Annotated in this window: 21 protein-coding genes; 14 read left to right on the top strand and 7 right to left on the bottom strand. The window is 64.8% G+C overall.

All coding sequences use genetic code 11. From position 1 onward, the window contains the following. Nucleotides 1–165 precede the first annotated feature (165 nt). Nucleotides 166–582 carry a hypothetical protein gene (locus BRAS3843_RS26075; protein ID WP_139024972.1) on the top strand — a complete coding sequence of 139 codons (417 nt, stop codon included), beginning with the start codon at nt 166–168 and terminating at the stop codon, nt 580–582. Between the two features lie 233 nt (nt 583–815). Further along, a complete protein-coding gene (locus BRAS3843_RS26070) occupies nt 816–1577 on the top strand; it encodes a crotonase/enoyl-CoA hydratase family protein (protein ID WP_008972091.1) in 762 nt (253 codons plus the stop codon). Between the two features lie 81 nt (nt 1578–1658). On the opposite strand, the gene bla is transcribed toward BRAS3843_RS26070, so the two are convergent. Then, the gene (gene bla / locus BRAS3843_RS26065; protein WP_008972090.1) at nt 1659–2561 is read right to left on the bottom strand and encodes a subclass B3 metallo-beta-lactamase; all 903 of its coding nucleotides are present in this window, start codon (nt 2559–2561) and stop codon (nt 1659–1661) included. A gap of 143 nt (nt 2562–2704) precedes the next feature. Between bla and BRAS3843_RS26060 the strand changes: the two genes are divergently transcribed. The 8 genes from BRAS3843_RS26060 (at nt 2705) to BRAS3843_RS26025 (ending at nt 12828) form a co-directional block, all read left to right on the top strand. Continuing rightward, a complete protein-coding gene (locus BRAS3843_RS26060; RefSeq protein ID WP_008972089.1) occupies nt 2705–4372 on the top strand; it encodes a bifunctional metallophosphatase/5'-nucleotidase in 1668 nt (555 codons plus the stop codon). 210 nt (nt 4373–4582) lie between these two features. After that, the gene (locus tag BRAS3843_RS26055) at nt 4583–5512 is read left to right on the top strand and encodes a histone deacetylase family protein (RefSeq protein ID WP_008972088.1); all 930 of its coding nucleotides are present in this window, start codon (nt 4583–4585) and stop codon (nt 5510–5512) included. A 271-nt stretch (nt 5513–5783) separates the two neighbouring features. Beyond that, nucleotides 5784–6035, top strand: a complete 252-nt coding sequence (locus BRAS3843_RS26050) for an exodeoxyribonuclease VII small subunit (RefSeq protein WP_008972087.1) — start codon at nt 5784–5786, stop codon at nt 6033–6035. A gap of 353 nt (nt 6036–6388) precedes the next feature. Then, nucleotides 6389–7696: a hypothetical protein gene (locus tag BRAS3843_RS26045; RefSeq protein WP_008972086.1), complete on the top strand. Its 1308-nt coding sequence runs from the start codon at nt 6389–6391 to the stop codon at nt 7694–7696. Between the two features lie 397 nt (nt 7697–8093). Further along, nucleotides 8094–10019 (top strand): 1-deoxy-D-xylulose-5-phosphate synthase, encoded by a 1926-nt coding sequence (gene dxs, locus BRAS3843_RS26040; RefSeq protein ID WP_035982778.1) that lies wholly within the window; start codon nt 8094–8096, stop codon nt 10017–10019. Between the two features lie 30 nt (nt 10020–10049). Further along, complete coding sequence (locus BRAS3843_RS26035; protein WP_008972083.1) at nt 10050–10604, top strand: nucleoside 2-deoxyribosyltransferase; 555 nt, start codon at nt 10050–10052, stop codon at nt 10602–10604. Between the two features lie 255 nt (nt 10605–10859). Then, nucleotides 10860–11597: a TlyA family RNA methyltransferase gene (locus BRAS3843_RS26030; RefSeq protein ID WP_035982777.1), complete on the top strand. Its 738-nt coding sequence runs from the start codon at nt 10860–10862 to the stop codon at nt 11595–11597. Then, nucleotides 11590–12828, top strand: coding sequence for a methyltransferase (locus BRAS3843_RS26025; protein WP_008972081.1), 1239 nt, complete (start codon nt 11590–11592; stop codon nt 12826–12828). The genes BRAS3843_RS26030 and BRAS3843_RS26025 overlap by 8 nt, the downstream gene beginning before the upstream one ends. Before the next feature lie 361 nt (nt 12829–13189). On the opposite strand, the gene BRAS3843_RS42600 is transcribed toward BRAS3843_RS26025, so the two are convergent. Further along, complete coding sequence (locus tag BRAS3843_RS42600; RefSeq protein WP_347379590.1) at nt 13190–13531, bottom strand: septal ring lytic transglycosylase RlpA family protein; 342 nt, start codon at nt 13529–13531, stop codon at nt 13190–13192. 458 nt (nt 13532–13989) lie between these two features. On the opposite strand from BRAS3843_RS42600, the gene BRAS3843_RS26015 reads away from it, so the two are divergent. Next, entirely contained in the window at nt 13990–14829 is an 840-nt protein-coding gene (locus tag BRAS3843_RS26015) for a nucleotidyltransferase domain-containing protein (RefSeq protein ID WP_008972079.1), read from the top strand. 137 nt (nt 14830–14966) lie between these two features. Here the strand turns inward: BRAS3843_RS26015 and BRAS3843_RS26010 are convergent, their stop codons facing one another. Continuing rightward, a complete protein-coding gene (locus tag BRAS3843_RS26010; RefSeq protein ID WP_008972078.1) occupies nt 14967–15815 on the bottom strand; it encodes a DUF1194 domain-containing protein in 849 nt (282 codons plus the stop codon). Nucleotides 15816–16109: 294 nt separating this feature from the next. Here BRAS3843_RS26010 and clpS point away from each other — a divergent pair, with 294 nt between their 5' ends. Further along, complete coding sequence (gene clpS, locus BRAS3843_RS26005; RefSeq protein WP_008972077.1) at nt 16110–16427, top strand: ATP-dependent Clp protease adapter ClpS; 318 nt, start codon at nt 16110–16112, stop codon at nt 16425–16427. 64 nt (nt 16428–16491) lie between these two features. Here clpS and BRAS3843_RS26000 read toward each other — a convergent pair whose 3' ends face one another. From BRAS3843_RS26000 to fabI, 4 genes are all read right to left on the bottom strand, one after another. Further along, nucleotides 16492–17673, bottom strand: a complete 1182-nt coding sequence (locus BRAS3843_RS26000) for an adenylate/guanylate cyclase domain-containing protein (protein WP_008972076.1) — start codon at nt 17671–17673, stop codon at nt 16492–16494. A gap of 47 nt (nt 17674–17720) precedes the next feature. Continuing rightward, nucleotides 17721–18806 (bottom strand): chorismate synthase, encoded by a 1086-nt coding sequence (aroC, locus tag BRAS3843_RS25995; protein WP_008972075.1) that lies wholly within the window; start codon nt 18804–18806, stop codon nt 17721–17723. Between the two features lie 112 nt (nt 18807–18918). Then, on the bottom strand, nt 18919–19518 hold the full coding sequence (locus BRAS3843_RS25990; RefSeq protein WP_008972074.1) for a histidine phosphatase family protein: 600 nt from the start codon (nt 19516–19518) through the stop codon (nt 18919–18921). Between the two features lie 13 nt (nt 19519–19531). Beyond that, nucleotides 19532–20350: an enoyl-ACP reductase FabI gene (gene fabI, locus BRAS3843_RS25985; RefSeq protein WP_008972073.1), complete on the bottom strand. Its 819-nt coding sequence runs from the start codon at nt 20348–20350 to the stop codon at nt 19532–19534. Between the two features lie 199 nt (nt 20351–20549). Here fabI and BRAS3843_RS25980 point away from each other — a divergent pair, with 199 nt between their 5' ends. After that, on the top strand, nt 20550–21038 hold the full coding sequence (locus BRAS3843_RS25980; RefSeq protein WP_035982775.1) for a sigma-70 family RNA polymerase sigma factor: 489 nt from the start codon (nt 20550–20552) through the stop codon (nt 21036–21038). Between the two features lie 103 nt (nt 21039–21141). After that, nucleotides 21142–21912 (top strand): anti-sigma factor, encoded by a 771-nt coding sequence (locus BRAS3843_RS25975; RefSeq protein ID WP_008972071.1) that lies wholly within the window; start codon nt 21142–21144, stop codon nt 21910–21912. The last annotated feature ends 307 nt before the right edge of the window (nt 21913–22219 follow it).

Raw genomic sequence — 22219 nt, 5'->3', positions numbered from 1 at the left:
GTTGGCGTGAGATGGTTTTGGCACCGGAGAGCTGATCGCTGGGAGTAACAAGTGTGGCGTTATTCCAATGACGCGGCTGATCGCTGGCGGAACTCGCGGCCAGCTCGCGCGTTATCAACTTCGTGCCTTGTGAAAGCCGCTCCCCTTCTTGAAAGCCTCCGCCTCATGACTCGAGCACGCCCGGTCCCTGCATTTCGAACCGACGTCCGCCGCGCCATGCTGGCCGGCATCACCGCCTTCACCATGATCGCGGCGCCCGCGCTCGCCCAGGACACCGGCACCAGCGGGATTCCGCTCGGGCCGGCCAATATCAACGGGCTCAACGGCGTGCTGCGCGACCCCTCAGGCATCGGCAATGCGGCGCGGGCGCCGGTGCTGCCGCAGCCCAACCTCAATCCAGTGCCGGTGCCGGGCGCAGCCCCGCTGCGCTCCACCCAGCCGGCCTACACGCCGCGTGCCCGCTATGTCCGCCAATGGCAGCATCTGTCCAAGCGCGAGCGCCAGCGGCTCGAGCGCCAGACGGTGAAAGAGAACGACCGGCTGCTGAGATATGGCGTGACCAGCATCTGCCGGGGCTGTTGAGAAGCCTTACCCGGTTGGGTCGCGCGATGCGCAATTGATCCATGCTTTCCGACGAGGGTGCAGCGCCCCTGTTGCGGAACGATCTCGCTCCCGCGTTTCCCGCTCTGGTTGAGTGGACGACACGTCGGGAAAGGCCCCGCACGCCACTTGGCCTCGCATTGGATTGATGTAGGCTATCGTTCCAACGGACTCAAAAGGCAGCACGAGCCGCCGGGGGCAAGGCGAGGCACGACATGACCGACCATCTGATCATCACCGACGAGGGCGAGACGCGGGTGATCAAGCTCCGCCGCCCGGAAAAGAAGAACGCGATCACGCAAGCGATGTATCGCGGGATGACCGAAGCGATCGATACCGCGCAGAACAATCCGAACATCCGCTGCCTGATGATCACCGGCGGCTCCGGGGTATTCACCTCCGGCAACGATCTCGAGGAATTCCTGCATGCGGGCACCGTCAGCAGCGAGGCTGTGCGCACCTCCGACATGGTCAAGTTTCTCTATTCGCTGGCGCATAATGTGAAGCCGATCATCGCCGCGGTGGACGGTATCGCGATCGGCATCGGGACCACGCTGCTGTTTCATTGCGACCATGTGCTGGCCTCCACGGCGGCGACCTTCTCGACGCCGTTCCTGCGGCTCGGCCTGGTGCCGGAAGGGGCCTCGAGCCTGTTGATGCCGCAGACCATGGGCTATCAGCGCGCCTTTGCGATGCTGGTGATGGGGCGGACCATGACCGCGGCGGAAGCCCACATCGCCGGCTTCGTCAATGCGGTGGTGTCGCCGGGCCATGCCGAGGTCGAGGCACACAAGGTCGCCCGCGAGATCTGCAAGCTGCCGGCCGAGGCGGTCGCGATCTCGCGCAAGCTGATCCGCACCCCGCCGGACGAGCTGACCCGCCGCATCGACCAAGAGGCGCATATTTTCGGCGAGCGCATGAGCTCCAAGGAGGCGGTGGCGGCGTTCACCGCGTTCCTGGAGCGGAAGAAGCATTGAGAGAACCGAGCTCGCGCGCGGCGGTTGACGGGCGCCTTGAAGACGCCGCGTCAATGCGAGCCACACGGTCCGTCCAAACCGCTATTTTCCCGTCTGCGCCTCGGCAGTCTGCTTGGCCAGCCCGTCGTCGAACTGGGTCTCGAGCTTGTCGAGATAGGTGTTGAATTCGCCCGGCTTGACGAAGGGATTGGGCGCACCGTCGGCGATCTTGGCGCGCTTGGCCGCCATGTCATACATCTCGGGATGCGGCGCCAGCAGGATGTCGGGATGCTCCGTCTTCGCCCACGCGAACGTCTTCCTGTAGTCGTCGACGATGCCGGGATAGGTCGGCCGGCCGGCCAGCCGGTTGAGCGCCACCGTGGCGCTGCAGAAGAAGAGCACGCTGCGCGTCGCCTCGCCGTCTTTCACGGTGGTGGTCCAGCTGGTGCAGCCGGGCGTATGGCCGGGGGTCTCGTGCGCGGTCAGCGTGACCCCGCCGACCGACACCGTGTCGCCCTCGTGCACGGCGCGGTCGACCTTGACCGGCGGAAACATCAGCTCCTTCTGTTCCTCACGGCCCGGATAATAGCCGCCCTCCAGCAGCGGCTGGTCCTTGGCGCCGGCCACCATCTGCGCACCGGAATCGTGCTTGATCTGCGCCAGCCCGCCGGTGTGGTCGATATGGGCATGGGTGTTGATGAGATATTTGATGTCGGCAACCTTGAAGCCGAGCTTGGCGATATTGCCTTCGATCTGCCCGGTCGCCTCCGGCATCGCGGTGTCGATCAGAATGTGCCCCTGCGGCGTGGTCACGAGATAGGAGGCAAGCCCGTCGGTGCCGACATAATAGATGTTGTCGATGACCTTGAACGGCTCGGTCGGGGTGTTCCAGTGCTTGATCATCTCCTTCACGAGATCCGGCACCGACTGCGCTGCGACACCGGTCGCCACACACAATCCCGCGAACAAAACGAGCGATCTTTTCACGAATTCCTCCCCGATCATTGCTGTGATTTGGCATCGTTATGCCATCCGCAGTAGAGTGAGACAATTGCGGTCGCGTCATGAGGCGGTCGCGCGGATCACGTCTTGCAATCGTCTCGTCCTGTAATCGTCTCGTCTTGCAATTGTCACGTCTTGCAATCGTCATGAACCTTCTCAGTCGCGCTGCCCTCGCCTGCCTCTTGGCGAGCTCCATCGTCCCGGCCGGTCGTGCCGAAACCGCAGCTCTCGTGAAGGTGCGCATCCTCGCGATCAACGATTTCCACGGCAACCTGAAGCCGCCGCCGTCGGGCATCAGGATCAGCGATCCGGCCGATCCGACCAGGATCACGCTCGTTCCCGCCGGTGGCGCCGAGCACATGGCGACGCTGGTCAAACAGCTCAGCGAGGGACACGCGAACACGATCTTCGTCGCCGCGGGCGACCTGATCGGCGCGAGCCCGTTCCTGTCGGCGATGTTTCATGACGAGCCGACGGTCGAATCGCTGTCCATGATGGGACTTGCCGTCGCGTCGGTCGGCAACCACGAATTCGACGAGGGCAAGGACGAGCTGCTCAGGATGCAGAACGGCGGTTGCCATCCGAAGGACGGCTGCCAGGGGCCGCATCCGTTTCTCGGCGCCAAATTCCATTATCTCGCGGCCTCGACCCTCGTGAAGGAGACCGGCAAGACCGTGTTTCCGCCCTACGAGATCCGGACCTTCGAGGGCATGCCGGTCGCCTTCATCGGGCTCACCTTGAGGGGCACCTCCGACATCATCTCGCCGGCCGCCTCGGCCGGGCTCGACTTCCGCGACGAAGCGGACACCGTGAATGCGCTGTTGCCGGAATTGAGGGCCAAGGGCGTCCAAGCGATCGTCGTCCTGATCCATGAAGGCGGCTGGCCCACCGGCGGCTATAACGAATGCCCGGGCATTTCCGGGCCGATCGTCGACATCGTGAAGAAGCTCGACCGCGCCGTCGACCTGGTCATTTCCGGCCACACCCATCAGGCCTATGTCTGCACCATCGACGGCCGGCTGGTGACGTCGGGCGACAAGTTCGGCACCCTCGTCACCGCGATCGACCTCACACTTGATCCCGCTACGCGCGACGTGACCAGCGCCAAGGCCGACAATGTGATCGTGACCACGACCTTGCCGAAGGATGCCGAGCAGACCGCGCTGATCGAAGCTTACGACAAGGTCGCAAGCCCCATCGCCAACCGGCCGGCAGGGGTCCTCACCGAGACCTTGTCGCGGATGCCGAATGCATCGGGCGAAAGCGCGCTCGGCGACGTCATTGCCGATGCGCAGCTCGCCGCGACGGCTGCCGCCGACAAGGGGGCCGCCGTCATCGCCATGACCAATCCCGGCGGCATCCGCACCGATCTGACGCGGCATGAGAACGGTAGCCCGGTGACCTACGCCGAGGTGTTTGCGAGCCAGCCGTTCCGGAACCAACTGGTCACGGTGACGCTCACGGGCGCCGACATCAAGGCCGCGCTGGAGCAGCAATGGCACGACCCGAAGCGCCCGCGCATCCTGCAGCTGTCCAGGGGATTCGCCTATGCATTCGACCCGGCGAAGCCGGACGGCGAACGGATCGAAGCGGCGTCGATCACGCTGAACGGGGCGCCGATCGATCCCGCCGCGTCCTATCGCGTGACCATCAACAACTATCTCGCGCTCGGCGGCGACAATTTCACCGCGTTCAAGGCCGGCCTCGATCCGCTCACAGGCAGGTTCGACGACGAGGTTCTGTTCGGCTATCTCGCAGATCGCAGCCCGCTGGCACCGCCGCCGCGCGACCGCATCACCAACCGGGCGCCGTAGTCTCTTAAGGGGCTGACGCTCGCCGTGGACCTGGCCCGTTTGCGGGGAATGGGAGCTCACCACCGCTGGGGCAATGGTTCGTGGCGCAAGCTCGCGAACGTCCATGAGACGGACGAAACCCGTCATACCGCCGTCATGGCCCTTTCCGAGCCTCCCGCCAGCGCCTAGATTAGGCGTTCAACCGCAACGCGCGTGAGGCCGGCTTTCAGTATGTCCACACTGTACCTCTCTCATCCCGCCTGCCTCGATCACGCCACTCCATCGGGACATCCGGAGCGGGCCGACCGGCTGCGCGCTGTCGAGGAAGCTTTGACCGAGGAGCGTTTCGCGCTGCTCGACCGCGACGAGGCGCCGGAGGGCGATCTCGACCTGGTGCTGCTCTGCCATCAGGAGCACTACGTGACCGAGCTCCGGCACATCGCGCCGACCTCCGGCATCGTCTATCTCGACGGCGACACCTCGATGTCGCCAGGCACCTGGGAAGCCGTGATGCGCGGCGTCGGCGGCGCGGTCGCAGCCACCAGTGCTGTCATGTCGGGCACCCATCAGAACGCCTTCGTCGCGGTGCGTCCGCCCGGCCATCATGCCGAGATCAACAAGCCGATGGGCTTCTGCTTCTTCGACAATGTCGCAATCGCCGCCCGCTACGCGCAGCGCCAGTTTGGCATCGAACGCGCCGCCATCGTCGATTTCGACGTCCATCATGGCAACGGCACCCAGGACATCTTCTGGGCCGACAAGAGCGTGATGTACTGCTCGACTCATCAGATGCCGCTGTTCCCGGGCACCGGCGCGCGCGGCGAGCGCGGCGACCACGACACCATCGTCAACGCGCCGCTGGCGGCGGAAAACGGCAGCCTGGAGTTCCGCTCCGCCTTCGAGAACCTGATCCTGCCGCAGCTCACGAAATTCAGCCCCGAGCTCGTGATCATCTCGGCCGGCTTCGATGCCCATTATCGTGATCCGCTGGCCTCGCTCAATCTGCGGGCCGAGGATTTCGGCTGGGTCACCCGCAAGCTGATGGGGCTTGCCGACAAGACCGCTGGCGGACGCGTGGTCTCGGTCCTGGAAGGCGGTTATGATCTTCAGGGTTTGAAGGAATCGGTCGCCGCCCACGTCGCTGCGCTGACCGGGGCGTGATCTCCTGTGGAGAAATTTGACGGTCGCAGCGCGTCGACCGGAACATCGCAATACGACCACCAAATCAGAAGCTCGATTGGAATCAATTAGTTAACTACCAGACTTGACGCCAAGCATGCGCCTCCCAGATGGAATGCAGGTGCTGGTGTCGCAGGACGAGGTACCATTGTTGGCCAGGCCGAACATGCAAGCCTGACATGGACGACGCGGGGGTGTAAAAGCCGGCCCCGGTCGAAACCCGGCCATGAAGCGCTAATCGCAGGATCCCGGTATGGCAGAAAACACCCTCCCCGACGTCAAGACGCTGTCGTTCGAGCGCGCAATCGAAGAACTGGAATCGATCGTCAAGCGGCTCGAAGAAGGCAAGGTGCCGCTGGAGGAATCGGTGGCGATCTATGAGCGGGGGGAGGCCTTGAAGCGGCGCTGCGAGGATCTGTTGCGGCAGGCCGAGGCGCGGGTCGAAAAGATCACGACTGACGCCAGCGGCCAGCCGGTCGGGGTCGAGCCGCTCGACGTGCAGTGAGCTTATTCTGAGCAAGCCGCAGACCTTGCCGGCTGAACCTTATCCCGCGTGAAGCCGGCCCCCACCTCCTTGAGGTAAGATCGATCATCCTCGCAGCAGCGGCCGATCAGCCTGCACCAGAACCTGCGCGCATTCACCGCGGGACGAACGCCTCGCGATGGTGCACAGCAGCTTAAAACTTTTGCAAAACTGTCTTGGAGCCCCGTCCGGGCTGATATAGTCCAGCTCCGGGAGGAGACATTCAGACCGTCCCGAGCGGGCGGCATTGCCAATTGTTCAGACACGGCCGGCCTCGAACCGGCTAAGCATTCGCATCGTCACCTTCACCTTTGCCAGCAGGATCTCCAAGCCGCGTGCGCGTGCAGAACCGCCATATCATCTATGTGCAGGGCTACGACCCCCGCGGGCTCGCGCAATATTACCGCATGTTCCGGACCGAACTGCGCAAGTTCGGCCGGCTCTACCAGGTCGCGGCGACGATCAGCCGCCCGCATTCGAGTTCCGACGGCGAAATCGCCTCCTGGTCGATCGAAACCAAGGGCGAGAATTGGCACACCCGGACGACCTACGACTTCCTGCGGTTTGAGGATTTCATCCAGAACGACCTGGCTGCGCCGATCTGGCGCATCGTGCTGGAGGCAGTCTGGATCTATTGGCGGCTGATGTTCCGCGGCACCATCGCGCGCTTCTGGCGGGCCAATTGGCGCTTTGCGACCTTCATCACCTGGCCGCACATCATCCTGCTGTTGGAGGCGGTCGGCGCAGCCGCCATCGCCTTCGTGTTCAGCAAAGGACTCGACGCGCTCGGCGCGCCCGCCCCGCTCAACTTCCTCGCCGCCGCAGCCATTTTCTTCGCGCTGCTATGGGGCGCGCTGCGCTATTTCGAGAACCAGACCTACGTGCTGTACCTGCTCTGCGACACGATCTGGACCTGGCAGTTCGCCCATCGCGACCGTCCCGAGTGGGACCAGCGCATCGATCGTTTCGCGCAATATCTGACTGACGTCGTACGCAGCAGCAACGCCGACGAGATCGTCATCGTCGGCCACAGTTCCGGCTCGTTCCTGGCTGCCGAGATGCTGGCGCGCGCATTGAAGCGCGATCCCACGCTCGGCCGCACCGGGCCGCGGTTGATGCTACTGACACTCGGCGGCAACTTCCCGATCGTCGGCTTCCACAAGGCGGCCAGCGATTTCCGCGCCCATCTCGCCGAGCTCGCGGTGGCTCCGCAGATCGATTGGATCGACTGCCAGGCGCGCAAGGACGTGATGAACTTCTTCTTGTTCGATCCGATTACGGCCCACGGCATCGAGCTCGGCGACAGCAGACGCAACCCGACTATCGTCAGGGTGCGGTTCCGCGAGATCATCAAACCGGAGCACTACAACGTTTTCCGCTGGCAGTTCTTCCGGGTGCACTTCCAGTTCGTGATGGCCAACGAACGGCCGCACGCCTATGACTTCTTCATGATCGTCTGTGGACCGGTCCCCTTACGCGAACGCATGGCTCACCCTGATGCAGCGCTTGCGGTTGTCACCGCAAATGACGGAGCAATACGGGAAAATGCCTGGGCCGCGCTGGACGCCCCGGGCCGATACGGGGCGCCCGGCGCCACCGATTTGGGCAGCTACATGGAACCGTCTGCCCGCCGCCGGGGTTAGGTGTTGCCGTAAGGACCCGTTAGCGGGCTTGCCTTATTCCACCGTCTTGGCTTTAAGACGTACTTTGGTGTAAAGGGTTTCGGAACTGTGAGCTTTACAGGCGCCCCTCCACGCGAGGAGAATGACGCTAACTGCTTGTAAAAGCACGAGAAATGAGCCGAAGCCCACTTGGCGCAATGACGAGGACGAGGCCCCCGCCAAGAGTGACCTGCATCACATAAACAGTCCCGAAGCGCGGCTTTGGCTTTCTTCCGCCGCTTCGGTCCGCGCGGATGAGACCTGGATCTGACTTGGTACCAATGTCGCTAGCATCCGTCTGATCTGGCTTCGCCGCCCGTTACGATGAACCTCTCTCACGTCGGTCCTTGAACCCGACCTGCAAAATTGGAATATCGCCGTGACCACATTTAGTAAAACGCCGCTTCTCGATACCATCAGGACTCCCGAAGATCTGCGTCGGCTCAAAGTGGAACAGGTCCGGCAGGTCGCCGACGAGCTGCGCCAGGAGACCATTGATGCGGTCTCGGTGACCGGCGGGCATTTCGGAGCCGGGCTCGGCGTCGTCGAGCTGACCACGGCGATTCATTATGTGTTCGACACCCCGCGCGACCGGCTGATCTGGGACGTCGGACACCAGGCCTATCCGCACAAGATCCTGACCGGCCGGCGCGACCGGATCCGTACCTTGCGCACCGGCGGCGGCCTGTCCGGCTTCACCAAGCGCACCGAGAGCGACTACGATCCGTTCGGCGCCGCGCACTCTTCCACTTCGATCTCCGCCGGCCTCGGCATGGCGGTGGCCCGCGACCTCTCCGGCGGCACCAACAATGTGATCGCCGTGATCGGCGACGGCGCGATGTCCGCCGGCATGGCCTATGAGGCCATGAACAATGCGGGCGCGATGAACTCCCGCCTGATCGTGATCCTCAACGACAATGACATGTCGATTGCGCCGCCGGTGGGCGCGATGTCGGCCTATCTGTCCCGCCTCTACTCAGGCAAGACCTACCGCACCCTGCGCGAGGCGGCCAAGCAGCTCGGCCAGCATCTGCCCAAGGTGATCGCCAACCGCGCCAGCCGTGTCGAGGAGTATTCCCGCGGCTTCATGATGGACGGCGGCACGCTGTTCGAGGAGCTCGGCTTCTATTATGTCGGCCCGATCGACGGCCATAACCTCGACCACCTGCTGCCGGTGCTGAAGAATGTCCGCGACATGGAGACCGGCCCGATCCTGGTCCATGTCGTGACCCAGAAGGGCAAGGGCTATCCGCCGGCGGAGGCCTCGGCCGACAAGTATCACGCGGTCGCCAAGTTCGACGTCGCCACCGGCACCCAGGCCAAGGCCAAGCCGAACGCGCCGCAATATCAGAACGTGTTCGGCCAGAGCCTGGTCAAGCAGGCCGAAAAGGATGACAAGATCATCGGCATCACCGCCGCGATGCCGTCCGGCACCGGCATCGACATCTTTGCCAAGGCATTCCCGAAGCGGACCTTCGACGTCGGCATCGCCGAGCAGCATGCGGTGACCTTCGCCGCCGGCCTCGCCGCCGAAGGCTACAAGCCGTTCTGCGCGATCTACTCGACCTTCCTGCAGCGCGGCTACGACCAAGTCGTGCATGACGTGGCGATCCAGAGCCTGCCGGTGCGCTTTGCCATCGACCGCGCCGGCCTGGTCGGTGCCGACGGCGCCACCCATGCTGGCTCGTTCGACAATGCCTATCTCGGCTGTCTGCCCAACATGGTGATCATGGCGGCGAGCGACGAGGCCGAGCTCGTGCACATGGTGGCGACCCAGGTCGTCATCAACGACCGCCCGAGCGCGGTGCGCTATCCGCGCGGCGAAGGCCGCGGCGTCGAGATGCCCGAGGTCGGCGTTCCGCTCGAGGTCGGCAAGGGCCGCATGATCCGCCAGGGCAAGCAGATCGCCCTGCTCTCCTTCGGCACCCGTCTGGCCGAATGCGAGAAGGCGGCCGACGAACTCGCCGCCCAGGGCCTGTCGACCTCCATCGCCGATGCACGCTTCATGAAGCCGCTGGACGAGGAGCTGGTGCTGAAGCTCGCCCGCGACCACGAGATCCTGATCACCATCGAGGAGGGCTCAGTCGGCGGCTTCGGCTCGCACGTGATGCAGTACCTCGCCGACCAGGGCATGCTCGACGGCGGACTGAAGATGCGCGCGATGGTGCTGCCGGACGAATTCCTCGACCACGACACGCCGGCGGCGATGTATGGCCGCGCCGGCCTCGACGCCAAGGGCATCGTCCGCAAAGTGTTCGAGGCGCTCGGCAAGGACTACAAGGCCGAAGTGGTCAAGCTCGCCTGAGGCGGGCTTACGCATCCGCTTGGGTGAGGCATGAAGATCTATCTGGCAGGTCCCGACGTGTTCCTGCCGGATGCAATCGAGGCCGGGCGCCAGAAGGCCGCGACCTGCGCCCGCCACGGCCTCATTGGACTCTATCCGCTCGACAATACCGTCGATCTGGCCGCTGCCACAGCCTCACAGGATATCTTCCGCGGCAATGTGGCCATGATGGACAAGGCCGACGCCATCATCGCCAATCTCACGCCCTTCCGCGGCCCCGGGGCCGATGCCGGTACGGTCTATGAGCTCGGCTACATGGCGGGCCGCGGCAAGCTCTGCCTGGGCTATTCCAATGATCCCACGACCTACGCGGATCGCGCGCGACGCTTCACCACGGTCACGGCGCAAGGCAGTCTACTGACGGATTCCGAAGGCCTGACGGTTGAAGATTTCGGCCTGACCGACAATCTGATGATGATCCACGCGCTTGACGCCTACGGCTGCCCGCTGGTTGTGCCGCGCGCGCGACCGGCCGATATCTGGCACGATCTCGCGGCGTTCGAGACTTGCGTGAAACTGGCGGCGGAGCGGCTGCTGACGGCGTGAGCGGAGCTGCAACACGCGTTGCTTGGAGCCGCACCATTCGCGCAAACTCCGGTGTCGTCCCGGCGAACGCCGGGACCCATAACCACAGGACCTTGTTTGTGGCAGGCAAGCAGATAGATCCTTCCTACCGACTGCGTCCTGTGGTTATGGGTCGCGGGTCCGCGCACCGACGCGCGATGCGCGTCGGCGCTTGCCCGGGACGACACCGGAGTGGTTGCGCGAGCTACACAACTCATGACCACTGATCGCAATTCCATGCCCCCTCCTCGCAAACGCGCCGATATCCTCCTGGTCGAACGCGGCCTGTTCGAGAGCCGCGCGCGGGCGCAGGCGGCCATCGAGGCGGGGCTCGTGATCGCAAACGACAAGCAGGTGATGAAAGCGTCCGAGACCATTCCACTCGATGCTGACCTGAAGGCCGAGCCGGCGCACCCTTATGTCTCGCGCGGCGGCGTCAAGCTCGCCGGCGCGCTGGAGCGCTATCCGATCGAGATCGAGGATCATGTCTGCCTCGACGTTGGCGCCTCCACCGGCGGCTTCACCGAAGTGCTGCTGGCGAATGGCGCTGCGCTGGTGTTCGCGATCGATGTCGGCCGCGGCCAGCTGCATCCCTCGCTGCAGGGCCATTCGCGCATCGTCTCGATGGAAGCCACCGACATCCGCGCCTATGAGGGCAAGCGGCTGCCGCAGCGCCCCGACGTGGTCGTGATCGACGTCAGCTTCATCTCGCTGAAGCTGGTGCTGCCGGTGGCGCTGTCACTTGCGGCCTCGCCGATGAGCCTGCTGGCGCTGATCAAGCCGCAATTCGAGGCCAAGGGGGCGCACGGCAAGGGCGGCATCATCAAGGATGCGGCCGTCCACCGGGAAGTGTGCGACGACATCGCCGCCTTCGCGGCCTCGCTCGGCTGCACAGATATCGAGGTGTTTCCCTCGCCGATCACCGGTGGCGACGGCAATGCCGAATTCTTCCTCGGAGCCCGGCGCCATGGTTGAGCGGCTCGTGATCGATCATGTCGGCCACCTCGGCGACGGCGTCTCGCTGAGCTCGGGCGATACGCGCTATGTGCCCTACACGCTCGGAGGCGAGACGGTCGAAGCGGCTCCTGTCCCCGGCCATCCCGACCGCCGCAAGCTGCTCGCGGTCGAAACCGCGAGCCCGGAGCGGATCGAGCCGTTCTGTCCGCATTTCGGCGTCTGCGGCGGCTGCGCCATCCAGCACTGGCAGCCGGACGCCTATCAGGCCTGGAAGCGCAACATCGTCATCGAGAGCCTGAAAGCCGCCAAGGTCGATTGCGAGGTCGCCCCTCTGATCGACGCGCATGGCGCGGGCCGGCGTCGCGCCACCTTCCACGCGCGGATGGGCACGCATGAGGTGCTGAAGGTCGGCTTCTCCGCCGCCAACAGCCACGACATCATTCCAATCGACCGCTGCCCGATCCTCGATCCCGCTCTCACCGGCGCGTTGGAAGCCGCGTGGGCCTTGGCCGAGGCGCTGAAGCCGACCGGCAAGCCGCTCGATATCCAGGCCACTGCCACCAATAACGGCCTCGACATCGATATCCGCGGCTCGGGGCCGCTGCCGCCGGCGCGGATCACGGCGCTGTCCCGCGTCGCCGAGCAGCACCGGTTGGCGCGGCTGACACGCCATGGCGAGCTGGTGCTGATGCGGCATCCGCCAATGATCAATATTGGCGCGGCACAAGTGACGCTGCCGCCGGGTTCGTTCCTCCAGGCGACCATCGCCGGCGAGGAGACTTTGGCAAAGCTGGTTGGCGAGCGGATCGGAAAGGCCAAGCATATCGCTGATCTGTTCTGCGGCGTCGGACCGTTCGCGCTGCGGCTCGCCGCATCGGCAAGGGTCACTGCGCTCGACAGCGACGCCGGCGCCGTCATGTCGCTGCAAAAGGCCGTAGCCAACACGCCGGGCCTGAAGCCGGTGAAAGCCGAGGCCCGCGACCTGTTCCGCCGTCCCTTGATGCCGCAGGAGCTGCGCGATGTCGACGCCGTCGTCTTCGACCCGCCGCGCCAGGGCGCGCAGGCGCAGGCCAAGCAGTTGGCCGCCAGCCAGGTGCCGGTCGTCGTCGCGGTGTCCTGCAATGTCGCGACCTTCGCCCGCGACGTCAGAATGCTGATCGACGGCGGCTACAAACTCGAGACGGTCGTGCCGGTCGATCAGTTCCGCCACACCCCCCATGTCGAGCTGGTGGCGCGGCTGCGGCGCTAAGAACGAGCTCATCAACGCCGTTGCGGGCAACGATCCTCATTGGCGCGATCTGACGAGGCGTGAATGCTGGGAACGTGACTGGGTCCCGGCTCTGCGGCACAGCACTGCGTGCTGCACCGCGTCCGGGACACGAGATGGGCGCGAAATCGCGACGGCACAGAACTCAAGCGACGGTATCGCGTCCCGGACGCGGTGCGGCACAAAGTGACGCACCGCAGAGCCGGGACCCAGAAGCGCTTGGCGGCACTGTTCAGAGATGAATCTCCGATGCCCTTTCTACGCCTTGCGACCATCCCGACATTCGCTGATACGTTGGCGCGCTTGTCTGTCGTAGTCGCACGCTCTCTGAGCGTGAAACCACCTACCGCATCACGTCGACCTTCACGTTGGCGACGCCGGAGTGCACCATGCCGAGCGCTTCAGCGGCGGAATAGGACACGTCGACCACCCGCCCCTTCACGAACGGACCGCGATCATTGACCCGGACGACCACCGACTTGCCGGTCGAGACGTTGGTCACCTGCAGACGCGTGCCGAACGGCAGGCTCGGATGCGCGGCCGTCAGTTCATGCGGATCGAACCTCTCGCCGCTCGCGGTCTGCTGCCCCTCCGTGTAGAAGCTGGCGAGACCGTGTGAGCCGCCGAGCGAGGCGACCGTCGTGTGCCTTTCGGGGGCGGGCTCGCGGAGCCGTACCACCGACATGGGCGCATGAGACACTGGCGCATGAAAGGCATGCCGTGGCTCGAGTGCCGCCTGCCGTGTGGGGGCGGTGAAGGTCGCCCTGTGGCTGACCACCGAAGATTGCGCACAGGCCGCCAGCGACGCAGCAAGCGTGCAGAGAACGCCAGTCCGGATAACGTTCCGGCCGACGCCCGGAAGGGCGAGACGATGGCTGCGAGCGGAAACGTCGCGCTCGCGCGTGACTCCTGAAGTCCTCATTGGGCCGATGACACGCATGTTCTGTGCGCCTCCGCCCCAGCCGCGTGCGAGGTCGCCCGCGAATCGCGGCATCACCGTGGCAAGCGAACAAAAGCGGCCTGCAACCAGCGGTTTTTCGCCTTGAGTGTGGCTTTGGCGCGACAGGTCCGGGGGCAATTTGCGGCCGGGATCACTGGTCGGGGGCTGCCGCGGTCGCGTACGATGCGGCCGGAGGTCTTCACGTGCAATCCGATCCGCTGCTCACCCGCATCGTCGATGCGCTCATCGCGGTGCCCGGCATCGCCGCCGTCGCGCTCGGCGGTTCGCGGGCGCGCGGCACGGCGCACGAGGCTTCCGATTATGACCTCGGCCTCTATTTCACCGCCGCCGGACCGGTGGATACCGCGCGGCTCCGGCAGGCCGTGCGCGGGCTGGTCGATGATCCCGACGCAGCCGATGTCACCGAGATCGGCACCTGGGGGCCGTGGATCGTCGGCGGCGCCTGGCTTTCGATCGGCGGACGCAAGGTCGACCTGCTCTATCGCGAGATCGACGCGGTCGCGCGTGTCATCGCGGCGTGCCGGAGCGGTGTGATCGAGATGCACTATCAGCCGGGCCATCCGCACGGCTTCCTGTCCGCGATCTGGATGGGCGAGGTCGCGCTATGCCGCGTCCTGCACGATCCGACGCGCGCGCTCGCGAACCTCAAGGCCGGCTGCACGCCCTATCCGGCCGCGCTGCGCGAGGCCATCATCCGTCGCTTCCAATGGGAAATCTCGTTCAGCATCGAGAACGCCGAGCTCGCGCTCGCGCGCGCTGATCACACACATATCGCGGGATGCGCCTATCGCGCTCTCGCCTGTCTCGCCCAGGTGTTGTTCGCGCTGAACGAGCGCTATCTCATCAACGAGAAGGGCGCGCTGCTGGAAGCCGCTTCACTCCCGCGCACCTTGCCTGGCCTCGCGCTTCGCACAGCAGAGGTGTGGAAACAAACCGGCAGCAGTGATTTTCGTCAAGCCCTGTCCATCATCCGCGCACTCGAGGCCGAGACACGGGCATTGATTCAGGGCGCAAGCGCCTGACCGACGAAGCTCTAAGCGCGATGAGATCGGGATGAATCCTCATCGCGCTTCAGCTTATTGTTTGAGCATGACTCCGCGCGAACGCGCCTCGCGTTTGTCATGAGGGAAAACCGCTTCGCACTTTTCCGGATCATGCTCTAGCGTCCCCACCGGTCCTGCCAGATCTTCTCGCCGATCGAGCAGGACACGCGCGGCTCCTTGGCGTTGTCCGCGACCGGCAGGCGTTGCGGCGTCCGTCCGGCGACCTCCATCAACAGCTTGGTCCGGATCGCTTCCTTGAACTCCTCCCGACTCTTGATCGGAACGACGAAAGAGCCGGGGCCGCCGACCACGCAGTCTTCGTAGTAGTAATCGAGATTGTCGATGTCCATCGTCGAGTAGGACGGCTCCTTGACCATGATCGGCAGCCCGTTGATCACGATCCCCTTGGCCAGCGCAGAGTCGCGCGCGATCGTGACCGGCGCGCCGCTGTTGTTGGGACCGTCGCCGGAAATGTCGATGACGCGCCGCAGGCCACGATACGGATCGTCGTCGAACAGCGGCACCGCGAAATAGATCGCGCCCGAGATCGAGGTGCGCGAGGCGCGACGGATCGGCGTCTTCATGATCTCGGCCGCGACTGCGTCCGCGCTTTCCGGCCCGTCGATCAGGCGCCAGGGAATGATGATCTTCTGGTCGCCGGAGGCTGCCCATTCGAAATAGGTGATGGAGACGCGTCCGTGCGGACCGTTCTTCAGCGCCTGCATGAATTCCTTCGAGGAGATCGCCTGGGCATAGCCTTCGCGCTGAATCGCGAGCTCATCGAGGTCCATCGAATAGGAAACGTCGACCGCGATGATGAGCTCGACGTCGACGGAGGCTGCCGCTTCCTTCTCGCTCAGCTGCTGCGTGGGCTGCGCTCTTGGTGCGGCCGCGACGTCCGCGACATCGCCGCACGCCAGCGCGCCCACCGCGCACAGCATTCCGATCGAGATCCACCAGCGCATGCTGCCCTCCGATCCTATGACGGGATGGTGACATGCAATCCGCCGGCGGCAAAGCGAGAACAGGCGATCTCATTCACATTCGAGTTAGACTTTCACATTCGAATTGGCCTTCGCGCGCCGAACTCTGGCCATAAAGCGGGCACGCGCGTGGTCCCCGACCAGTGTCGACATCCCAGATCCACTCCACGAGACGCCGTAGGTGCTGGGCTGCACTACCAAACCCCGTAGTTCCCCGGCTACGCCGAACGCTGTATGGTCATGCGGTGACCTCATCAGGAATATGGGTGCCGCCGCATGAACGACGCCGTCACCAAGCCCGAGACAAAGGTCAAGACCCGAGTCCGGACCAAGGTTGAACGTCCGCGTCTCTACAAGGTGATCCTGGTCAATGACGACTTCACGCCGCGCGAGTTCGTGGTCTCGGTGCTGAAGGCGGAATTCCGCATGACCGAGGACGAGGCCTACAAGGTCATGATCACGGCACACCGGCGCGGCGTCTGCGTGGTCGCCGTCTTCACCAAGGACGTCGCCGAGACCAAGGCGACGCGCGCCACCGATGCCGGCCGCGCCAACGGCTATCCGCTGCTGTTCACCACCGAGCCGGAAGAATAGGACACGGTTTTTGATTGAGCATGATCCTTTCGGAAAACCGCTGCACACTTTTCCGGATCATGCTCTAAGCAACAGCCTCGTCGCGCAGTCCGAAGACGCGCTGCTCGGTCGAAAGGCCCGCGATCGGAAATGCGCCGAGCTCGGTCCATTGTTCGCCTGAAAGGCCGGCGAACGCCTCGGAGGCCACGATGGTGCGCTTCAGCCGCGAGGTGAGCTTCTCCAGCCTTGCGGCGACATTGACCGCAGGACCGATGCAGGTGAAGTCCAGCCGGTTGCCGCCGCCGATATTGCCGTAGAGCAATTTGCCGACATGCAGCGCCACGCCGAAGCGGAAGCGCTCGACGGTATCGCCGGTCTGGTACGCGAGTGCATCCACGCTGCCGCGGGAGTGACGCGCAGCTTGCAGGACCCGGCCGCAGACCTCAGCCGGATCACCATCCCGCTCGGCAATCGGAAATACCGCGAGCAGGCCGTCGCCCATGAATTTCAGGACCTCGCCGCCCTGCTCGCGGATCGCGGTGACCTGGCAATCGAAATAATGGTTGAGAATGTCGACCACGGTCTCGGCCGGCAGCCGGTCGGACAACGGCGTGAAGCCGCGCAGGTCCGACAGCCAGATCGCGGCATGCATGGTGTCGGTGTGGCCGCGGCGGATCTGGCCGCCGAGAATGCGCTCGCCGGCGCGATTGCCGACATAGGTGTCGAGCAGCATCGAGGCAGTCCGGCGCAAGGTGGTGATCTCGGTGTAGCGCGACAGCGCCGGAATCAGCGAGCGGATCGCCTCCACCTGCGCCTCCGTGAAACCGCCCGCGTCCTTGGTAGTCCAGCTCGACGCGTGCATCTGACGCTCGAGGAAAGTCATCGGCAGTGCGAGATAATCGGTGACGCCCTCGGCGCGTAGATCCATCAGGATCGGATAGCGCTCCGCTTCCGCCGCCTGCGGATTGGCGCGGAAGGCAATGCCCTCCTGGACCACCGCCGCGAGCGGGCTGTCGCGGAAGGTCGGCGAGTCCTGGAAACTGTAGTCGACGGTTCCCGTCTCGACCTCGGCACCCTGCCGCCAGATGAAGCTGCGGCCATAGATCTCCGGATGCAAGGTGCGGACAAACACGCCAACCCGCCACAGCGGAATCCCGAGCCCGACCAGGCGTTCGCAGCATTCCGCCATCATCGCACTCGGCGTCGCCGCGGAACGCGCGCCGTCGATCAGCCAGTCCTTGATGTCCTGCAGCTTGGATGCGTCCATGCGCCGACCTTAGGCGACGGAGGTGATAGGAGTAAACTGGTACTGGATCAGCCCACCTGCCCGCGATGGCGCAGCAGATGGTCGGCGAGCACGCAGGCCATCATGGCCTCTCCGACCGGCACCGCGCGGATGCCGACGCAGGGGTCGTGCCGGCCCTTGGTCAGGATCTCGGTGTCGTTGCCCTCGCGATCGACGGTCAGGCGGGGGTTGAGGATCGACGAGGTCGGTTTCACCGCAAAGCGCACCACGACCGGCTGGCCGGTGGCGATGCCGCCGAGAATGCCGCCGGCATGATTGGAGAGAAAGCGGACCCCCTCATTGCCCGCGCGCATCTCATCGGCATTCTGCTCGCCGGTGAGCTCGGCCGCGGCAAAGCCGGCGCCGATCTCGACCCCCTTGACCGCGTTGATGCTCATCATCGCCGCCGCGAGGTCGGCATCGAGCTTGCCGTAGAGCGGCGCACCAAGACCGGCCGGCACGCCTTCGGCGACGATTTCCAGCACCGCGCCGATCGAGGAGCCGCTCTTGCGGATGCCATCGAGATAATCCGCAAAGAACGCCGCCTTGTCCTTGTCGGGGCAGAAGAACGGGTTGTTCGCGACCTCGTCCCAATCCCATTTGCTGCGGTCGATCTTGTGCGGACCCATCTGCACCAGCGCGCCGCGCACTTTCACATCCGGCAGGATCTTGCGGGCGATGGCGCCGGCGGCGACGCGGGTCGCGGTTTCGCGCGCCGAGGAGCGTCCACCGCCGCGATAGTCGCGCAGGCCGTACTTGGCCTCATAGGTGTAGTCGGCATGTCCGGGCCGGAACTTGTCCTTGATCTCGGAATAGTCCTTGGAGCGCTGGTCGGTGTTCTCGATCAGAAGCGCGATCGGCGTGCCGGTCGTGACCTGCGCGCCGCTCTCCGGATGCGCCATCACGCCGGACAGAATCTTCACCTGATCCGGCTCCTGCCGCTGGGTGGTGAAGCGCGACTGGCCCGGACGACGGCGGTCGAGATCGCGCTGGATCTCCTCAGCGGTCAGCGGAATCCGCGGCGGGCAGCCGTCGACGACGCAGCCGATCGCCACCCCATGGCTTTCGCCGAAGGTGGTGATGCGGAACATATGGCCGAAGGTGTTGAAGGACATGGGCTGCTACCAACCGGAAGAATGTCATTCCGGGATGGTCTGAAGGACCAGACCCGGAATCTCGAGATCCCGGGTTCGGTGCTTCGCACCGCCCCGGAATGACGGTGATCAACTAACTGAACTTCTCGAACCCATCCGCGCCGAACACATAGACGGCGCCCTGCTGAATCGGAAGCTCGACCGCGCGTTGCGGCGTCTCGAAGCCGAGCGCCACCATAAGTGCCCGCGCCGTGCCGCCGTGGGCGACCGCGACGATGTCGCCGGCCAGCGTATCGTACCACTCGCGCACCCGCCGCTGCACGTCAGCATAGGTCTCGCCGCCTTCCGGCGCCAGGGCCCATTTGTCGGCCAGGCGCTTGGCGTAGAAGACGGGATCCGCGGCTTCCATCTCCGGCAGGGTGAACCCCTCCCACCTGCCATAGCCGATCTCGCGTAAACGCGCGTCGAGGGAATAGCCCTCCGGCGGCAGCTCCAGCGCCTGCCGCATCAGCTCCATGGTCGCGCGGGCCCGGCCCAGCGGGCTCGCCACGAACGGCAGATCGGCGACGTCGTGGCCGTTCTGCCTGGCGAGCTCGCCGAGGATATTGCCCGACTGGACCGCCTGCACCCGGCCGAGATCGTTGAGCGGAATGTCCTGCGCGCCCTGCAGTCGCCCGCGCGCATTCCATTCCGTCTCGCCGTGGCGGATGTAGTAGATCGTGGGCGCGGGCATGAGCTGCTTGGCGTCAGTCCTTCGCGAGCGAGATGTCCGGCGCGTCGGGCCGCTTCATGCCCAGCACGTTGTAGCCGGCATCGACATAGTGGACCTCACCGGTGACACCGCGCGCGAGGTCGGACAGGAAATAGAGCGCGCTGTCGCCGACCTCCTCGATCGTGATGTTGCGACGGAGCGGCGCGTTGACCTCGTTCCACTTCAAGAGGTAGCGGGAATCGGCGATGCCGGCAAAGGCCAGCGTCTTGATCGGGCCGGCCGAGATCGCGTTGACGCGGATGCCCTTCTCGCCGAGATCGACGGCGAGATAACGCACGCTCGCCTCCAGCGCCGCCTTGGCCACGCCCATCACGTTGTAATGAGGCATCCACTTCTCGGCGCCATAATAGGTCAGCGTGATGATCGAGCCGCCATCGGGCATCAGCTTCTCGGCGCGCTGCGCAATCGCCGTCAGCGAGTAGCAGCTGATCAGCATGGTCTTGGAGAAGTTCTCGGCCGTGGTCTCGAGGTAACGGCCGTCGAGCTGGTCCTTGTCGGAGAACGCGATTGCGTGCACGACGAAGTCGATCTTGCCCCACTTCGCCTTGAGCGCGTCGAACACGGCATCGATGGTCGTGGGATCGGTGACGTCGCAATGGCCGAGCAGAACGCCGCCGAGCTCTTGCGCCAGCGGTTCGACCCGCTTCTTCAGGGCGTCGCCCTGGTAGGTGAGCGCGATCTCCGCGCCGGCCGCGCGCGCCGCCTTCGCGATCCCCCAGGCGATCGAACGGTTATTGGCGACACCAAGAACAACCCCGCGCTTGCCCTGCATCAGACCTGAAATTTGCGGCATCCGGCATCCCTGTCGAACTGGTTAGACCCTGGACGTACACCACCGGTTTCGCCCGGTACAGCCCTTTTCAACCCACTCTAGGGCACACTCCCGCCCGATTGGCGGGACGGAATAGGTCTGTCACCCCGGTGTTTGTCGAACTGAGGGGAGCGCGATCCTAGCCATCGCCGCAAACCCCGACAGCCGAGAGATTGAGACGATGAGCGCTTTTCGCCAGAGTGTGGAAGCGATGATACCGGCGCTGCGCCGCTATGCCCGCGCGCTGGCCCGCGATGGCGATGCCGCCGACGATCTGGTGCAGGACACGCTGGTGCGCGCGCTCCGCTCGGAGCGGCTGTTTCTCGGCGGCGATATCAGAAGCTGGCTCTATACCATCCTGACCAATCTCAACAAGAACCGGCGCCGGTCGCTGGCGCGCCGGCCGCATTTCATGCCCCTGCAGGACGACAATGCCGACGCGAGCGGGACCGAGGCGGAAGGGCGCGACATCGAGCGCGCGCTGGCGACCCTGGTCGAGGAGCAGCGTGCGGCGCTGCTGCTCGTGGTGCTGGAGGGACTGAGTTATCGCGAGGTCGCCGACATTCAGGGCGTGCCGATCGGCACCGTGATGTCGCGGCTGGCCCGTGCCCGAGCCCATGTCCGCGCCGTGCTGGAGGGCGAACGCCCGGCGCTACGGAGCGTGAAATGAGCGCCGCCGTGCTGCACATGAACCAACGTGCCGTGGTCCTGCCCCACTCCGGGATGGTCTGCCACGCCGGAAACCGCTGCTCGATTGAAGTGAGACTACGCAAATGACAGACCCGAACATTCCCGTTACGGAAGACGAGCTGCACGCCTATATCGACGGTGAGCTGCCGTCGGAGCGCCGTAGCGACGTCGAAGCCTGGCTCGCGACCCATCCCGACGACTCCGAACGGGTGCAGTCCTGGCGCACAATGGCGGAGGCGCTGCATGCGCGCTACGATGCGGTGGCCAACGAGTCCGTTCCGCCGCGGCTGGAGCTCGAGCGACTGCAGCGACCGCCGCGCAAATGGCTATACGGTGCGATCGCCGCAAGCTTCGCTGCCTTCCTCGTGGGCGGCGCAAGCGGCTGGGTCGCTCACGGAGCCACGAGCGCCCGGCCCACTTTACAGGCCTTCACCGGCGATGCGCTCGAAGCGCACCGGCTCTACGTCGTGGAGGTCCGTCATCCTGTCGAAGTGCCGGGCGATGAGAAGGCCCATCTGCAGCAATGGCTGACCCGCCGTTGTGGCCGGACGGTGCACGCGCCGGAGCTCCAATCCACCGGATTGAAGCTGGTCGGTGGACGCCTGCTGCCCGGCCCATCGGGACCTGCATCATTCCTGATGTATGAAAGCCCCTCCGGCGAGCGCTTCACCGTTTACGCGACAAAGACGACGACGGAGGCCATGCAGATGCGCTACACGAGCGAGGGCACCACTGGCGCACTGTTCTGGGCCGACCGCGGTGTGGGCTATGTCGTGATTGGCGGCAGTGACCGCCAACGTCTAACACAGGTTGCACAGCAGGTTTACGACCAGACCGAACGGAGCGGCGGATAGCGTGCGTAATAAGCGTGACACACGCTCTGATGGCAGAGATAGTTCAGGATTCCCGACACGCTGAGAGGTAGTTGCCGCACCCGCGTTTGCGACTGCTGACGTGCAGATGCCACGTCGGCGCGGTAGCTACCTAACACGCCAAGGTCGATGTCCCAATTCGGTCATCGAAAGTCTGAAATGAGGCCACGAACGCGTCTCAATATCGTACCGAATACTCACGAAAAAATGAGGAGCGTTCGATCCGCCGATCGACACGCAAGCGGCCTCGATTGGGGTTTTGTACCGCGCTGGTCCCCCTCTCGAGGCC

It is taken from the genome of Bradyrhizobium sp. STM 3843, assembly GCF_000239815.1.
Lineage (GTDB): Bacteria > Pseudomonadota > Alphaproteobacteria > Rhizobiales > Xanthobacteraceae > Bradyrhizobium.
This window is presented reverse-complemented; position numbering and strand designations above follow the sequence as displayed.

Coding starts and splice junctions, on each gene's coding strand:
- bla (WP_008972090.1), bottom strand. CDS start 2,561: ATGATCGGGGAGGAATTCGTGAAAAGATCGCTCGTTTTGTTCGCGGGA.
- BRAS3843_RS25990 (WP_008972074.1), bottom strand. CDS start 19,518: ATGCCCGCGCCCACGATCTACTACATCCGCCACGGCGAGACGGAATGG.
- BRAS3843_RS26030 (WP_035982777.1), top strand. CDS start 10,860: ATGCCCCCTCCTCGCAAACGCGCCGATATCCTCCTGGTCGAACGCGGC.
- BRAS3843_RS26000 (WP_008972076.1), bottom strand. CDS start 17,673: ATGGACGCATCCAAGCTGCAGGACATCAAGGACTGGCTGATCGACGGC.
- BRAS3843_RS26055 (WP_008972088.1), top strand. CDS start 4,583: ATGTCCACACTGTACCTCTCTCATCCCGCCTGCCTCGATCACGCCACT.
- BRAS3843_RS26010 (WP_008972078.1), bottom strand. CDS start 15,815: ATGCGCTGGTGGATCTCGATCGGAATGCTGTGCGCGGTGGGCGCGCTG.
- BRAS3843_RS42600 (WP_347379590.1), bottom strand. CDS start 13,531: ATGTCGGTGGTACGGCTCCGCGAGCCCGCCCCCGAAAGGCACACGACG.
- BRAS3843_RS26025 (WP_008972081.1), top strand. CDS start 11,590: ATGGTTGAGCGGCTCGTGATCGATCATGTCGGCCACCTCGGCGACGGC.
- BRAS3843_RS26035 (WP_008972083.1), top strand. CDS start 10,050: ATGAAGATCTATCTGGCAGGTCCCGACGTGTTCCTGCCGGATGCAATC.
- BRAS3843_RS26060 (WP_008972089.1), top strand. CDS start 2,705: ATGAACCTTCTCAGTCGCGCTGCCCTCGCCTGCCTCTTGGCGAGCTCC.
- fabI (WP_008972073.1), bottom strand. CDS start 20,350: ATGCCGCAAATTTCAGGTCTGATGCAGGGCAAGCGCGGGGTTGTTCTT.
- clpS (WP_008972077.1), top strand. CDS start 16,110: ATGAACGACGCCGTCACCAAGCCCGAGACAAAGGTCAAGACCCGAGTC.
- BRAS3843_RS26070 (WP_008972091.1), top strand. CDS start 816: ATGACCGACCATCTGATCATCACCGACGAGGGCGAGACGCGGGTGATC.
- BRAS3843_RS26075 (WP_139024972.1), top strand. CDS start 166: ATGACTCGAGCACGCCCGGTCCCTGCATTTCGAACCGACGTCCGCCGC.
- BRAS3843_RS25980 (WP_035982775.1), top strand. CDS start 20,550: ATGAGCGCTTTTCGCCAGAGTGTGGAAGCGATGATACCGGCGCTGCGC.
- aroC (WP_008972075.1), bottom strand. CDS start 18,806: ATGTCCTTCAACACCTTCGGCCATATGTTCCGCATCACCACCTTCGGC.
- BRAS3843_RS25975 (WP_008972071.1), top strand. CDS start 21,142: ATGACAGACCCGAACATTCCCGTTACGGAAGACGAGCTGCACGCCTAT.
- BRAS3843_RS26050 (WP_008972087.1), top strand. CDS start 5,784: ATGGCAGAAAACACCCTCCCCGACGTCAAGACGCTGTCGTTCGAGCGC.